13 protein-coding genes and 1 pseudogene are annotated in these 14,374 nt (G+C 61.3%); 5 read left to right on the top strand and 9 right to left on the bottom strand.

Going from position 1 to position 14,374, the window contains the following annotated elements; genetic code table 11:
- Positions 1-104: 104 nt before the first annotated feature.
- Complete coding sequence (locus QM007_RS09040) at positions 105-827, top strand: thiolase family protein (protein ID WP_283489657.1); 723 nt, start codon at positions 105-107, stop codon at positions 825-827.
- A 90-nt stretch (positions 828-917) separates the two neighbouring features.
- Here QM007_RS09040 and QM007_RS09035 read toward each other — a convergent pair.
- The 4 genes and pseudogenes from QM007_RS09035 to QM007_RS09020 form a co-directional block, all read right to left on the bottom strand.
- Positions 918-2,671: pseudogene (locus QM007_RS09035) on the bottom strand (pyruvate dehydrogenase).
- A 203-nt stretch (positions 2,672-2,874) separates the two neighbouring features.
- Positions 2,875-4,281, bottom strand: coding sequence for a class II fumarate hydratase (locus tag QM007_RS09030; protein WP_283489656.1), 1,407 nt, complete (start codon positions 4,279-4,281; stop codon positions 2,875-2,877).
- 104 nt (positions 4,282-4,385) lie between these two features.
- Positions 4,386-5,009: a carbonic anhydrase gene (locus QM007_RS09025; protein ID WP_283489655.1), complete on the bottom strand. Its 624-nt coding sequence runs from the start codon at positions 5,007-5,009 to the stop codon at positions 4,386-4,388.
- A 103-nt stretch (positions 5,010-5,112) separates the two neighbouring features.
- Complete coding sequence (locus QM007_RS09020; RefSeq protein WP_283489654.1) at positions 5,113-5,808, bottom strand: DUF4245 domain-containing protein; 696 nt, start codon at positions 5,806-5,808, stop codon at positions 5,113-5,115.
- Between the two features lie 188 nt (positions 5,809-5,996).
- On the opposite strand from QM007_RS09020, the gene glpX reads away from it, so the two are divergent.
- Positions 5,997-6,992, top strand: coding sequence for a class II fructose-bisphosphatase (gene glpX / locus QM007_RS09015; protein WP_283489653.1), 996 nt, complete (start codon positions 5,997-5,999; stop codon positions 6,990-6,992).
- Positions 6,993-7,137: 145 nt separating this feature from the next.
- On the opposite strand, the gene QM007_RS09010 is transcribed toward glpX, so the two are convergent.
- The 4 genes from QM007_RS09010 to QM007_RS08995 all read right to left on the bottom strand — a co-directional run bounded on the left by QM007_RS09010 (position 7,138) and on the right by QM007_RS08995 (position 11,816).
- Positions 7,138-8,157, bottom strand: a complete 1,020-nt coding sequence (locus QM007_RS09010) for a lipid II:glycine glycyltransferase FemX (protein WP_283489652.1) — start codon at positions 8,155-8,157, stop codon at positions 7,138-7,140.
- Between the two features lie 36 nt (positions 8,158-8,193).
- On the bottom strand, positions 8,194-9,759 hold the full coding sequence (locus tag QM007_RS09005; protein ID WP_283489651.1) for an LCP family protein: 1,566 nt from the start codon (positions 9,757-9,759) through the stop codon (positions 8,194-8,196).
- Between the two features lie 159 nt (positions 9,760-9,918).
- A complete protein-coding gene (gene purE / locus QM007_RS09000; RefSeq protein WP_283489650.1) occupies positions 9,919-10,563 on the bottom strand; it encodes a 5-(carboxyamino)imidazole ribonucleotide mutase in 645 nt (214 codons plus the stop codon).
- Positions 10,564-10,634: 71 nt separating this feature from the next.
- Positions 10,635-11,816, bottom strand: coding sequence for a 5-(carboxyamino)imidazole ribonucleotide synthase (locus QM007_RS08995; RefSeq protein ID WP_283489649.1), 1,182 nt, complete (start codon positions 11,814-11,816; stop codon positions 10,635-10,637).
- Positions 11,817-12,103: 287 nt separating this feature from the next.
- Between QM007_RS08995 and QM007_RS08990 the strand changes: the two genes are divergently transcribed.
- Positions 12,104-12,679 carry a GtrA family protein gene (locus QM007_RS08990; RefSeq protein WP_283489648.1) on the top strand — a complete coding sequence of 192 codons (576 nt, stop codon included), beginning with the start codon at positions 12,104-12,106 and terminating at the stop codon, positions 12,677-12,679.
- Here QM007_RS08990 and QM007_RS08985 read toward each other — a convergent pair.
- Positions 12,627-13,379 (bottom strand): TIGR03089 family protein, encoded by a 753-nt coding sequence (locus QM007_RS08985; RefSeq protein ID WP_283489647.1) that lies wholly within the window; start codon positions 13,377-13,379, stop codon positions 12,627-12,629. The genes QM007_RS08990 and QM007_RS08985 overlap by 53 nt on opposite strands.
- A gap of 214 nt (positions 13,380-13,593) precedes the next feature.
- On the opposite strand from QM007_RS08985, the gene QM007_RS08980 reads away from it, so the two are divergent.
- A complete protein-coding gene (locus QM007_RS08980) occupies positions 13,594-14,067 on the top strand; it encodes a WhiB family transcriptional regulator (RefSeq protein ID WP_283489646.1) in 474 nt (157 codons plus the stop codon).
- Positions 14,068-14,085: 18 nt separating this feature from the next.
- Positions 14,086-14,349: a DUF3499 domain-containing protein gene (locus QM007_RS08975; protein ID WP_283489645.1), complete on the top strand. Its 264-nt coding sequence runs from the start codon at positions 14,086-14,088 to the stop codon at positions 14,347-14,349.
- Positions 14,350-14,374 lie beyond the last annotated feature (25 nt).

Below are 14,374 nucleotides of genomic sequence, written 5' to 3'. Positions count from 1 at the left end.
CGCCGGGGGTCAGTCTCTAAGAAATCCCTGAGATAGCCGGTGCAGCGACGCTGCTGCAGAAGGAAGAAACATGCAGACCCACAACAAGGACGCTGTCATTATCGGTGCTGCTCGCACCCCCCCAGGGCAAGATTATGGGGCCCTTTTCTCGTGCCCCTTTCTTGCTGCCGGATTTCCGCTCGGGCAGGGTCTTCGGAGCTACCGGTGTGCTCGATGCTGTTGAGCGTGATGCCCTCACCGATGCCCAGAGCGGGGAGTCGATAGGGGTGCTGGCCGAGGGGTCTAACGCCCGCTTTAAGGTGCCCCGCCAGGAGCAGGACGCCATCGCGGCCGCTTCCCACCAGCGGGCCCAGGCCGCTGCGTCCGCCGGTCTTTTTGATGCCGAAATTGCCCCGGTTCAGGTGAAAGGACGCAAGGGGCAGGTCACCGAGGTCAGCGCCGACGAGGGCGTGCGCGAGGGAACCACGGTTGAGGTGCTCGCTCAACTGCCGCCCGCTTTTGAGCAGGGCGATACGATTACCGCAGGGAATGCCTCCCCGCTGTCTGACGGGGCAGCGGCCCTGGTGCTCTCAAGCCACGAATTCACTGAAGCAAACACCGCTGGCCCAGAGGACGTACTGCACTACCAGCCCTCCCGCGCTATCGCCGCCGCTCTCGACAAGGTCGGGCTCACCGCGGCCGACCTAGACCATGTGGAAATCAACGAGGCTTTTGCTGCTGTCTCTGCGGCCTCTGCCCGTGAACTTGGTCTTGACCTGCAGAAGGTCACCCCCCCCACGGTGGTGCTATTGCCCTGGGTGGTGGCGGAGGCCAGGGCGATGCCCTGATTCTTCGCGCAGACTAATCTCTCGTACTACGAGGTTAAAACAGGTGGGGCCCGCAGAACGGGCCCCACCTCTAGTTGTATGAGAACTGGTTTAGGTGAGCTGACGCCAGGCGCTGGCGTTACGCAGGTTAGAACGAGCCATTGCTACAGCTTCACCGGCCCCGCGATTGAGGGCAATTTTGGAGAGCGAAGTCGCAAACCCAACAATCTGTGAGGCTTCCACCTCGGGCGGCATAGAGAGTGCGTTGGGGTCGGTAATGACCTCAACGAGGGACGGGCCCCGGTGGGCTAGGGCATGAGAGAGCGCCTTTTCCAGTTTCTGGGGGTCGGTAACGCGCTCCGCCTCAAAGCCCATGGCGGTGGCGATGGCAGCGTAGTTGGTGTCGGGCACATCAACTCCGTAGTCCTCGAAGCCCTGAACTAGCTGCTCGAGCTTGACCATGCCGAGGGTGGAGTTGTTGTAGACCACTACGGTCAGGGGCAGGTTATACATACGGGCGGTCAGCAAGTCGCCCAGAAGCATGGAGAGACCACCGTCGCCCGATACCGAGATAACCTGGCGATCCGGGGCGGCAACCTGAGCGCCAATGGCGTGAGGGAGGGCGTTAGCCATGGATCCGTGTAGGAAGGAACCGAGTAGCTCACGCTTGCCGTTGGGAGTGATATAGCGGGCCGTCCACACGTTACACATGCCGGTATCTGCTGTGAAGATGGCATCGTCGGCGGCGAGCTCATCCAGGATCGCCGTGGCGTATTCGGGGTGGATAGGGCCCTTTTTGATGGCTTCTTGGTATAGGCACCCACGACCTTGGTCATGATTTTTTCGTTCTTCTTGAGCAGGCGCTCAAGGAAAGAACGGTTCTTCTTGCGCTTGATAAGGGGTAGGACAGCCCGCAGGGTCGCTGCAACATCAGCCTCAACCAGCAGGCTCACGTTAGTGCGGCGGCCCAGTACCTGAGCGGAGCGGTCAATCTGGATGGTGTCGGTATCGGGTAGGAACTGGTCGTAGGGAAAATCGGTGCCGAGCAGGAGCATCAGGTCTGCTTCTTTAAGGCCCTCAGCAGCCTCGCCGTAGCCCAGAAGCCCGGTCATGCCCACGTCGAAGGGGTTATCGTACTGGACGTACATTTTCCCGCGCATGGAATGGCCCACCGGTGCGGCGGCGGCATTGGCCAGGGCAACCAGCTCATCATGGGCTCCCTTAGCTCCGATACCTGCAAAGATGGCGACCTTGTCTGCGGCATTGATGCGGTCAGCGATTTCTTGCACGGTTGCCTGGTCCGGGGTCATGGTGCCGCGGCGCATATCGCCCCAGGCAGGTACGTAGTCCACGGCGTCCTCAGCGGCGATATCGCCGGGAATCGAGACAACCGCAACACCGCGGTTGGCAACCGCGTGGCGCATGGCGGAGTTCATGATGCGCAGTGTCTGAGCGGGGCTGATAGCCATTTCTGAGTAGCTGGAGCACTCGGCGAAGAGGCGGTCGGGGTGGGTTTCTTGGAAGTAGCTGGTGCCGATTTGTGCAGAGGGGATATGGGAAGCGATAGCTAGGACGGGCGCGCCCGAGCGGTGCGCGTCGTAGAGGCCATTGATGAGGTGGGTATTGCCGGGGCCGCAGGACCCTGCGCATACGGCGAGCTTGCCGGTGACCTGTGCTTCTGCTGCTGCGGCAAAAGCCGCGACCTCTTCGTGGCGTACGTGAATCCAGTCGATGCCGCCCTTGGTAGATCCACCGCTGGCACGGACTGCATCGACGATGGGGTTAAGGGAGTCTCCTACGACACCGTAGATACGTTCTACGCCGGCGTCTATGAGTTGCTGGATGAGTTGATCAGCGAGTTTCACGGGGCAACCTTTCAATAATCTGTACCCTTACTTTTCTTAGTCTACTCCTTTTGGTCTAGCTTTTGTTTATTCTTGGACTATCTATGTGGTCACGTGCCCCTGAGCGCTAGTTCACAAGAGAGGCACACAAAGGGCGGGCTTCCCGTAGAGGGAAGCCCGCCCTTGTAGGCTCGGACGACCAGAGCGTCCTTCGCTCGGTATGTTTAGAAGTTACCCAGCATCTTGGTGACGTCCAGGGCCTCGTCGAGCTGGGCCTCAGTGACCTCGCCGCGCTCAACATAACCCAGGGCGATGACGGCCTCGCGCACGGTGGTCTTGTTAGCCACCGAGTACTTGGCGATCTTGGCCGCTGCCTCGTAGCCAATCAGCTTGTTCATGGGGGTCACGGTTGAGGGGGAGGCCTCAGCCAGGAAGCGGGCACGCTCCACGTTGGCTTCCAGGCCGTCAATCATCTTGTCGGCCATCACGCGAGAGGTGTTGGCCAGCAGGCGGATGGACTGCAGCAAGTTGGCGGCCATGACCGGGATACCCACGTTCAGCTCGAAGGCACCGTTGGTGGAGGACAGGGCGATGGTGGTGTCGTTACCGATAACCTGGGCGCAGACCATAATGGCTGCTTCACAGATGACGGGGTTGACCTTACCGGGCATGATGGAGGAACCGGGCTGCAGGTCGGGAATGTGCAGCTCACCCAGGCCGGTGTTGGGGCCTGAGCCCATCCAGCGAATATCATTGTTGATCTTCATGAAGGAGTAGGCGATATTGCGCAGCTGGCCGGAGGCCTCGATCAGGCCGTCACGGTTGGCCTGGGCCTCAAAGTGGTTGCGGGCCTCGGTCAGGGGCAGGCCGGTTTCTTCAGCCAGCAGCTCAATGACGCGGGCGGAGAAGCCGTCGGGGGTGTTGATGCCGGTGCCCACGGCGGTGCCGCCCAGGGGAACCTCGGCGACGCGCGGTAGGGAAGCGTGGATACGCTCAACACCGTAGCGCACCTGGGCTGCGTAGCCGGAGAACTCCTGGCCCAGGGTCACGGGGGTGGCGTCCATCAGGTGGGTGCGGCCGGACTTGACGACGTCCTTGAACTCCACAGCCTTGCGCTCCAGGGAATCGGCCAGGTATTCCAGGGCAGGGACCAGGTCCTTGAGCAGGGCCTCGGTGGCAGCCACATGCACGGAGGTGGGGAAGACGTCGTTGGAGGACTGGGAGGCGTTCACGTGGTCGTTGGGGTGGACCTCGACGTCCTGACCCTCCAGGGCCTTGTTGGCCAGGGTTGCCAGCACCTCGTTGGTGTTCATGTTGGAGGAGGTGCCGGAGCCGGTCTGGAAGACGTCGATGGGGAAGTGCTCATCGTAGTCACCGGCGGCAACGAGGTCTGCTGCGTCGCGGATCGCCTGGGCACGGGTTGAGTCCAGGACGCCGAGCTCTTCGTTGGCGCTGGCGGCGGCCTTCTTGATGAGGGCGAGGGCGCGGATGTGGGCAGACTCCAGTGTCTGGCCTGAGATGGGGAAGTTTTCAACGGCACGCTGGGTCTGGGCGCGGTAGAGGGCGTCTACGGGTACGCGGACCTCACCCATGGTGTCGTGTTCAATGCGGTATTCAGTGTTTTCAGCCATACTGCCTAGTCTAATACGCCGCCGTGACGGCTGTCGCACCCGTCGTAAAAATGACGCAAGAGCAGGCTCTGCGCCGAATGTGGAGTACAGCCCGGCTGAAGATTCTAGATAGTAATCAGTGGTGAGGATGAGTAGACCAGGTCGGCCTTGCCGTCGGCCAGGTGGTAGAAGACGCCAATGACGGCCAGGGAGCCGTCCTCGATACCTTCACGGATAATCCCGGACTGCTCAGCAATACGGGCCGCAGTCTGACGGGTATGCTCCACCACCATATCGTTGATAGTGGCCCCCTCGGGCAGGGCCGGGGAAATCACCGACGGCAAAATACCCTCCACCAGGTTACGGATAAACCCGCCGGGCATTTCACCCTCCACCAGGGCCTTCTGGGTAGCCGTAATCGCGCCACAGGAGTCATGGCCCAACACCATAATCAGCGGGGTCTTGAGCTCACCGCTGGCGTATTCCAGGGAGCCGAGGACTGCGTCGTCCAGCACCTGCCCCGCCGTACGTACCACAAAGGCATCGCCTAGGCCGAGGTCGAAAATAATTTCTGCTGCCAGACGGGAGTCGCCACAACCGAAAATGGCGGCGAAGGGGTGCTGGCCAGCTACGAGTTCAGCACGACGGGCGGCGTCCTGATGGGGGTGGGAGCGGTTGCCCTCCACAAAGCGGGCATTGCCTTCAACAAGGCGTTCCCATGCCTGGACGGGGGTTTCGATAGCGGTCATAGCTGACGTCCTTTCGCAGTGGCTTAGGTCTAACCTAGCAACCTGCCAGCCCCAAGACCTGTGTAAGGTGAATTACATTTTTGAAAGGACGCCGGTGGGCGGCTTACTGGATTCCGCTTGAGGGGGTGGGGGAAGCGGTGGAAGAGGGAGCTGCCATGTAGGCGACAGTAGCCTCAGCCAGGGCCTGGAACTCAGCTGCCTCGGCTTCACCCTTGAGGATGACGGTGGTGCCGTCCACCTCGCCGATGTAGAAAGTGGTGACCTTGCTCTTGTCGTCAGCGTCCACGAGAGAGCGCACGTCCCAGTCCACGCCCCCGGCCTGCACCGTAGCTTCGGGTACAGCCTGCCCTACGGTCTGGGCAACCCAGGTGGGGTTGGTGTTGGTGGCCTGAATGAGCTCGATAAATTCGTTGGAGGGGGTGACTTGGCCGGTTGACCAGTAGTTGATGCCGTCCGCCTGACCGGTGTTCCAGCGGGCGTAGTTGTAGTGCCAGCCTTCCTGTTCGGCGGCTGCAACCGGGTAGCCTGCCTGGGCGCTGGCCTCGTAGGCAATCACAGGGAGGTCAACGGTGGGTCGGTAGGGGTTTTTGTTGGGCTGCGGCATCAGCCAGATCACCGGCAGCAGCAGGAGCACCATGACGATCATCGAAATCACCATATTGCGGGCGGGCGCATTGATGCGGGCAGCCTGCTTTTCGGTAATTTGTGGGACTACCTGCTCGGTGGCGTCCGGGGCCTGGGTTCCAGGTGCGGACGCCTGGGGCAGGGGCTGGTTGCTGGGGTTAGTCGATGAAGTCACGCCTTCTATTCTGGTCTAAAGGGGGCGCCCTATGCCACTTGCGAGCGAGAATTACCGGCGTCATCTGTGTCAAGTAGGGGCGCACCGGCCCGTAACACGGCGGGGAAGCGAGTAGTCTAGAGTGTGGAGGCTGAGCGCCCCGCGCAGGGAGCCAGCTGGCACTGTTAGAAGCTACTCGAAGGTGAGTCATGTCAAACGTAAGTAACGAAGATCGTAACCTGGCGCTGGAACTGGTGCGCGCAACCGAGGCTGCTGCTATTGCCTCGGGCCCGCTGGTGGGTGCAGGCGATAAGAATATGGCCGATGGTGCTGCTGTCGATGCCATGCGCGCTCGCCTCAAGACTGTTCACTTCAATGGCACCGTGGTGATTGGCGAGGGCGAGAAGGACGAGGCCCCCATGCTTTTCAACGGGGAGCAGGTGGGCGACGGCTCAGGCGCTAAGTTTGATGTTGCTGTTGACCCGATTGACGGTACCCGCCTGACCGCCCTGGGCATGGATAACGCGCTCTCAGTTATTGCGGTAGCTGAAGGCGGCACCATGTTTGACCCCTCCGCTGTCTTCTACATGGAGAAGCTGGTTACCGGTCCTGATGCGGCCGATATGGTTGATCTGCGCCTTCCCGTTAAGCAGAACCTGCACCTGGTGGCTAAGGCAAAGGGCACTAGCATCAGTCAGCTCACCGTCTGTGTGTTAGACCGCCCCCGTCACGCCAAGCTGGTTGAAGAGATCCGTGCTACCGGCGCCCGTACCCGCATGATTCTCGATGGCGATGTGGCTGGCGCTATCGCAGCCTGCCGCGAGGGCACCGGCGTGGATCTGATGATGGGCACCGGCGGCACCCCCGAAGGTATTGTGGCTGCCTGCGCTATCAAGGCCACCGGTGGTATTATCCAGGGCCGCCTGGCCCCCATCGATGACGCTGAACGCCAGAAGGCGCTGGACGCCGGTCACGACCTCGATGCAGTACTGACCACTGACGAACTGGTCACCACCGATAACTGTTTCTTCGCCGCAACCGGCATTACCGACGGTAAGCTGCTGCGCGGTGTGCGTTATGGCCGCGACACCGTCACGACCCAGTCCCTGGTCATGCGCTCTAAGTCAGGCACCGTGCGCCTGATCGAGGCCGAGCACAAGCTCTCCCGCTACTCGGCAATGATCGCCGGAACCATGAACCGTTAGAACTCTAGAGCAGATGTAGGTTCGAATACTAGAAGATTGAGCAGGTCTTCCCGAAAGCCGACTGGCTGGGGCTGGCATGAATTGGGCGAGCGCCCAGCGCGAGCCCAAGAAGGTTAGTCAGTGCAGGGAAGACCTGCTCAATCTTTTACTTACCGATACGCGCGCGAACCTTACCGACGGCGTCCTTGGCCTTGGGAAGCAGGGTGCCGGTGGCGAACTTTTTGCCCTGGGCTAGGGCTTCGCGTCCTGCGCGGATGCCCTGGTAGGCCTTGTAGCCAGCGGTTGAGACGGGTAGGTCCCAGGTGCCGGGGTAGGCTACCGAGGTGCCGCCGAAGGACTTCTTGAACTTGGTGAAGCCAGCCCATTCGTGGTTGGGGTCGTCGTTGGGGGCGATGCCGAAGAGGTCCATGTAGGTTAGGCCCTTTTCTTTGGCGTCCAGGATGATGGTGGAGAGCAGGGGGTTGCCGACCTTGAGTTTGCGGTGCTCATAGGAGGTAGCGGTGTGGGCGTAGACGCGGGTGTCGTCTGAATCGTAGATGAGGGAGGCGCCGATGGGCTCGCCGTCTACCTTGGCGATGAAGAGGGTGGCGGCGTCGGCGGGCATGAGGACCTGGGCGACGCGGGTGAGGTAGTCGTCCTGCTGGCGGTTGAAGCCTGCTCGACCGGCGGTTTCGTCGAGGTACTTGAGCAGAATTTTAATATCTGCGGGGTCCTGGGATTTTTCGAAGGTTACGCCTTTTTTGTGGATGTTGCGGTGCAGGTTGCGGTTGCTTGAGCCGATGTTTTTGAGTAGCTCTTCTTCGGTCAGCGTTAGGTCGATGATTTGGGTGTGGCCAGGCTGTACCTGGCGCGGTGAAAGGGTAAACCCGCGGGCTGCGAGGAAGGCTTCACCGCTCTGAGGTTCCCAGATGGCGCTATTGGTGGGCTCGACACGAATAAACCAGCACTTGTTCTCTGCTGCTACACGCTTCATATCGGCGATAGCTGCATCGAAAGCGGCAGCGCTGTCGGCTTCGGGCCCGTAGGGGGCGTAGAGGTAGCGACCGGTTGAGCCGCCTTCGAGGGTGGCCATGTAGCGCCAGCCCTCACCTTGTCCACGGAAGACCCGGTGACCATTGGCTTCCTGGAGCTTTGCCCAAATATCTGACTGCAGAATTGTACTCATGAGCACCAGCTTACCGTCTCGCCGCTTATCGTGGCTCTAGGGGACGGAGCAGGTGCCGTTCTCGCTGAGCTCTGAGGTGAGTTGTGCGCGGTAGGCGGCGGTTTCGATGACGTCGAGCCCTGAGGGGGCGGACGCGGTCGAGCCGGTAGCTGCGGCAGCTTCGGTTGCGGCGGTGGGCTGGATGCCTGAGGCTGAGTCGGCAATGACCTGCTGTACCGCGGTATGGAGCTGGTCGAAGTCGGGGTAGGTGGGGAAGAGGGTGTCGAAGTAGGGGGGACCTGCTGCGAACTGAATCAGGTCGTAGTTCTTGGACTTGAGGGCGACATCACCCAGGGCTGCCAGGCCGTTTTGGGGGATGTTGGTTTCGATGACCTGTTCGCCGGCGGCGGTGATGTCTGCGAACTTGGTGAGTACGTTGGCGGGGTCGAGCTGCTTGAGCATGGCTGCCTGTACGCAGCGCTGTCGGGCCTGGCGGTCGTAGTCGGAGGCCCCTTCGCGGGAGCGGGCGTACCAGAGGGCGTGGAAGCCGTCGAGGTGCTGCAGGCCGGGTTCGATGTAGCCGTCGATGGGGTTGGGTAGGCCGGTGATTTCGTTGGTTCCACCGCCGATGGGTACGTAGCCGCCTACGTCAATGGTGATGCCGCCTAGAGCGTCGATGAGCTGCTCAAAGCCCGACATATCAATGAGGATGTAGTTCTCAACGGTGATACCGAGGACGCCGGAGACAGCGTCCATGGTGGCTTCAGCACCGGGGTCATCTGCCCCGGGGTAGAGGTCAGCGTAGTCGGCGGTGACGGTGGGGTAGAGGGCGTTGAGGATGCACTCGTCGCCGCAGTTGAAGCCCTCGGGATAAACCTCCCAGAGGGGGGAGCCGTCTTCGAAGATGGCGTTTTGTAGGTTGCGGGGTACTGAGATGGTGATGGCTTGGCCGGTGGTGGCGTCGATGGAGACCACGGTCATGGAGTCGGGGCGGCGGCCTACGCGGTCGGCGCCGGCGTCCCCGCCCATGAGCAGGATATTGTAGCGGCCGTCCTGTTCCTTGATGGGGGTGCCACCTGCGAAGATGTTGCCGAGGGCCCCGCGCCCTACCCAGGTGATGTAGGCGGCGTAGCCTAGCCCGCCGCCGGTGAGGGCGATGCAGGCGACCAGGGCCAGGGTAACCAGGGGCTTAGAGCGGCCTTCGAGCAGGCCCGGCCGAATGGCGCGCAGGGTTGCTAGGAAGAGATAGACCCAGCCAATAGCTAGGCCCAACAGAGCTGCTGCTACAAGTAGCAGCACCCAGGTATTGGTGACCAGGGAAAGCACCAGGGTGCGGCGGAGCGTCCAGAGTAGCAGCAGAGCTAGCACAAGGCCCCAGACGGTAAAGGTAACCTTCAGGGCTCGACGGCCCAGGGTTTTCTGCCCGGTGAGTAGCTGGGCAGAGCCCGGGAGGAAGAGGGTGAGCAGGAGTAGGAGCCAGGCCCGGCGGGTACGGACGGAGGCCGACGCCGCTTCGGGGTGCCGCAGAGGGTCGGTGTAGGTGGGGTCTACCAGGTGCTGGCCTCGCCCCCTGATACCCGTGATAGGGGTTGCGGAGCGTGGGCGCTTGCGCTCACCGGACATGTGTTTGCCTCCCTGGTGTGGTGGGGCCTGAAAAATAACCGAGTGTGGTTGAGTAGCTTGAAATCTACTCAACCACACTACTGAAAGAAGCTGGGTGCTCCCGGGGTGCTCTTCCTGAACTTGCCGAAGGGGGGGCAGGCCGGAGCGCCCGGTATCGGGTTAGGGAGCGTAGGGGGTCTTCTGCTGGCCGTCTTGCTCGTCGTTGTGGGCAGGGGCGGTGAGTGACTGTGCGGGTGCGCTGGGGGCGGCCCCTTCACCATCGAGTTCTGCCTTGTGGTCTTCAACCTTGGCGCGCAGAGCGGCACCCTTGTCCATGGCGGTCTGGCGCAGGGAAGCGGCGAAGTCTACGAGGTCGGCCCGTACCTGGCGGGCAAAGCCGTCACTCCCTGACCCGAGCATACGCAGGGCTAACAGGCCGGCGTTGCGGGCGCCGTTGATGGAGACAGTTGCGACGGGAACACCGGCAGGCATCTGCACAATCGACAGGAGCGAATCCATACCGTCGAGGGACTTGAGCTTGACCGGCACACCGACCACGGGCAGGGGGGTAACAGAGGCCAGCATGCCGGGCAGGTGGGCTGCACCGCCGGCACCGGCAATGATGACGCGGATACCGCGGTCTGCTGCTTCACGCCCGTAGGCAATCATGTCTTCGGGCATGCGGTGGGCTGAGACCACATCTGCCTCGTAGGGTATACCAAATTCTTCGAGCACCTCAGCTGCTGCTTCCATGACCGGCCAGTCTGAGTCTGAGCCCATCACGATGCCGACAATGGGGTTATTGGAGTCGTAGGGGGAGGTCATCTTGCTCCTTGAAGGTAGGGGTGGTGCGGACGCCCGCCCCACCTGGGTAGGGCCGGGCTGGGCCTGCGGAGTTAGGGGGTGGAGGGGCCGTTGGTGAGCAGAGAAGCTGCTGCGATAGCCTGCTGGCGGAGGGCCGCTAGCTCATTTGCGGGACCGGTCATATTGATGTGCCCAATCTTGCGGCCGGGCTTGACTGCCTTGCCGTAGTAGTGCACCTTGGCGGCCGGGTAGTCTTCCATGAGCTGCGGGTAGACGCCGAAGATATCGTCGTTGGTGCCGCCCAAGAAGTTCTTCATCAGGGCGATCTCGCCCTTGATGCCGGTGGCTCCTAGCGGGTAGTTGGCAACGGCTCGCAGGTGCTGTTCGAACTGGCTGGTAACGGAGCCGTCCTGGGTCCAGTGGCCGGAGTTGTGGGGGCGCATGGTGAATTCGTTAATCAGGAAGCCCGCCTCAGAACCGGGAACCTCAAAGAGCTCGGCGGCCATCACACCGGTAACACCCAGTTCGGTAGCAACCTTGAGGGCGGCGGCCTGGGCAGCTTCCGCTACCTCTGGGGAGATACCGGAGGCAGGGGCAATGACCTCGTCGCAGACCGAGTTCACCTGAATGGACTCAGCGACCGGCCAGGCTATCACCTGCCCTGAATCTCGGCGGGCTACCAGGGCAGAGAGCTCGCGGGTGAAAGGAACCTTTTCCTCCACCAGGAGCGCCGAAAAGTCGGTGCGGGCCGGCAGCTGCTCAAACCAGGGCGCTGACTTCTCGCGGGCGTCCTGCTCATCATCGAGCACCATCACGCCCTTACCGTCATAGCCGCCCCGCGGGGTCTTCAGAACAACAGGCCAGCCGCCCTCCTTGCCAAAGGCGAGGAGCTCGTCCAGGGTACGTACTTCGGCCCAGCGGGGATTGGGTAGACCCAGACGGTCAACGGCCTTGCGCATCTCAATCTTGTCCTGGGCGTATACCAGGGCAGTGGGGCGGGGCTGCACATTGACACCCTCATCCATCAGACGTTGCAGAAAATCGGTGGGCACATGCTCATGATCGAAGGTGAGCACGTCAACCTCACGGGCAAAAGCTGCCAGCGTATCGTAATCACGGTAGTCACCCACCGGCGCGAATGGCACCGCTCGGCGGGCACAGACGTCCTCGCTCTCAGCAAGAATACGAAGGTCGAAGCCAAGCTCGGTAGCGGCGGGCGCCATCATGCGCGCCAGCTGACCGCCACCTACAACACCAATTTTGGGTCCAGTCATAGGGTAAGTCACATTCACTAGGCTACCTGGGTGGACGGTGCTTGTAAAAGCCCCAGCTACATGCTGAACAGGCCCCCAAGGCTGGGCAAGCTCCTAGGTAATGCCCCGCTATCTGTGAGCAAAACACTACCCCGGTAAGCAGGCAGGGAACAAGGCCGCGCCTGTACTATGTGAACAGAATTAAAGACCTGCTCCCCAGTTCAGTCGGTGCGTTGAGACGCTCCTTGCCGAACTCATACCAGTTCCCGCCGGGAGGGGCCCGCACCATACGACGAGGGGAAGAAACTATGAGCGCACTCAAACAGCGTCTAGAGACCCTGTGGCACAGTCACGGCCGGGAAGTAGCCCAGTTCCTGAGCGTCGGTGGCCTGGCCTTCATCATTAACTCGGCGGTGACCTGGTCGCTCATGCACTCTATCTTTTCCGACGGGCACGCCAAGGCCAAGGTCGTGGCCGGCATCGTTGCCACTATCTTCTCCTGGGTAGCAAACCGCCTGTGGACCTTCCGCGAAAAACGCACCGGCAACAAGGTGCGCGAGGCCATCGAATTCGGCATCGTCAACGCCATCGGCATCGGTGTTGAGGCCTCCTGCGTGCTCTTTAGCGTCTACGTACTGGGCCTAACCAGCCCGCGGGCGTCCTTTATCTCGGGCACCATCATCGGTACCATCTTGGGCACTATCGTGCGCTACTTCCTGTACAAGTTCTGGGTCTTCTCTCAGAGCAGGAGCCATAACGGCGATAAGACCTCCGAAGAAAAGCGCGCCGAGCTGATTGAAGAGGCCACTAAGATTATGACCGGCTCCCTGCCTATCGTTGAGAAGGCAGAGACCGGGCCCGTTCGTCGCCCAAAACTCGACTAAGACGGCCCTGTTCCCAAGTGACCGCCGGGTCGAGAACCAGAGCAGCTCGGCCTGAGGCCATGACCGCCAGAGCCTGCTTTAGGTATGTGGCATCAAAATGCTCCCCCGGAACCTGGAGGGCGGCTACTTCGTGCTCATATTCGGTAGTCAGGGCCGTAGCCTGCTCGGTGAGCTGCTCCATCAGCTGGCTATAGCTGGTGCCAGCCCACGCTTGCCCCTCAGAGGTAGGTTTAGCTAAGCCCATATAGACATCGGGGTGGGACCTCACCTCAGCGGCATAATCAAGCACCTCAGACGGCAACTGTCCCATAAAACGAGGTGCCAGTGGCTCGGCGGCGACAGCCAACAGGTATTCTTCCTCAGCGTCCTCTAGCTCTGACATATCAAAGGCGGCGCGGACGTCCGCCCCCGCCTGCTGCCCCCAGGCCAGAGTTGCCCCGACCCGCAGACCAGCTGCCGCCAAAACTAGCGACCGCCAGTGCAGGCGCTCGGGCAGGGCCAGCAGGGAGCCGGGTTCCAGCTCGCACTCGTCCACCAAAAAATTAGCGGTCTTAGCAACCCAGTTATCAAAAACCCTGCCCGAAAGCTCGATGCGCTCACCCGGTACCGAATACCAGAGCAGGGCGGGGGACTGGCGCTGAGCCAGCTGGACCATGAAATGTGGGAAAGAAGAACCTACCTGGAGAAATGATGCTGTCATGCTCCCTACTCTAGGGCACCGCTCGCTTTGCAGCCAGAAGGGGCCGGTTGAGGTAAATGCATATACCACAGAGAAACGCAAATTATTGTGAGAGAATCTCGTATGAAGAAGACTTTTTTAATCCCAGCTTGACGAACGGGCCGTTACACGCGTGTAATTAGGTGCAGGGAAATTTTTTATTCTGTCCTCTGTTTGGGATATGAAAGGGAAGAATATGGGCCTCCACAGCCGCCTACCTCAGGGCGCTGCAGGGCGCACGCCTGATGTGGCCCAGTACCACACTATGCACTCTGCCCAGTATTTAGAAGACCAGGCTACCGCTTTGCTTAACGCCGCCGCTCCCAAAAGCCGCGGCCGTGCAAACTCACTCGCCAGCAGCTCAGCTACCGACATGTTCTCCACAGACTCCGACGCCCTCTCCCTTTGGCAGCAGGCCGCCGGTATCTACAGCACAGACGGTGACGACGGCGAACTCTCCTGGCAGGCAGATGCCCTCTGTGCCCAGACCGACCCCGAGGCATTCTTCCCCGAAAAGGGTGGATCAACCCGCGACGCTAAGCGAGTATGTAGCGAATGCCCTGTTCGCGAAGCCTGCCTAGAATACGCCATGGAAAACGACGAGCGCTTCGGTATCTGGGGCGGTTTATCAGAGCGTGAACGCCGCCGCCTCCGCAAGCAAGCTATCTAAGAAAGAAGGGCTTGATTCATGGCAATTACCCGCCAGTGCTCACGCCAGACCTGCCAGCGTGAGGCTATTTTCACGCTCACCTATGCCTACGCCCAGTCAACCGCTGTGATCGGCCCCCTCTCGGTACACCGGGAGCCCCACGCCTACGACCTGTGCGAATTCCACGCCGACCGACTCACCGCCCCCCAAGGCTGGGATGTTGTGCGCCTGGACGCCCCCACCACCAGCCCCGCGGCAGAAGAGCAGGCGGACGCATCCTACCCACCCCTACGTTCTGTTTAGAGCGAGATTCGGTATAACCCGTTGG

Source organism: Rothia sp. SD9660Na (assembly GCF_030064065.1).
GTDB lineage: Bacteria > Actinomycetota > Actinomycetes > Actinomycetales > Micrococcaceae > Rothia.
Note: the sequence above shows the minus strand (reverse complement) of the source record. Positions and strands in the feature narration are given on the sequence as shown.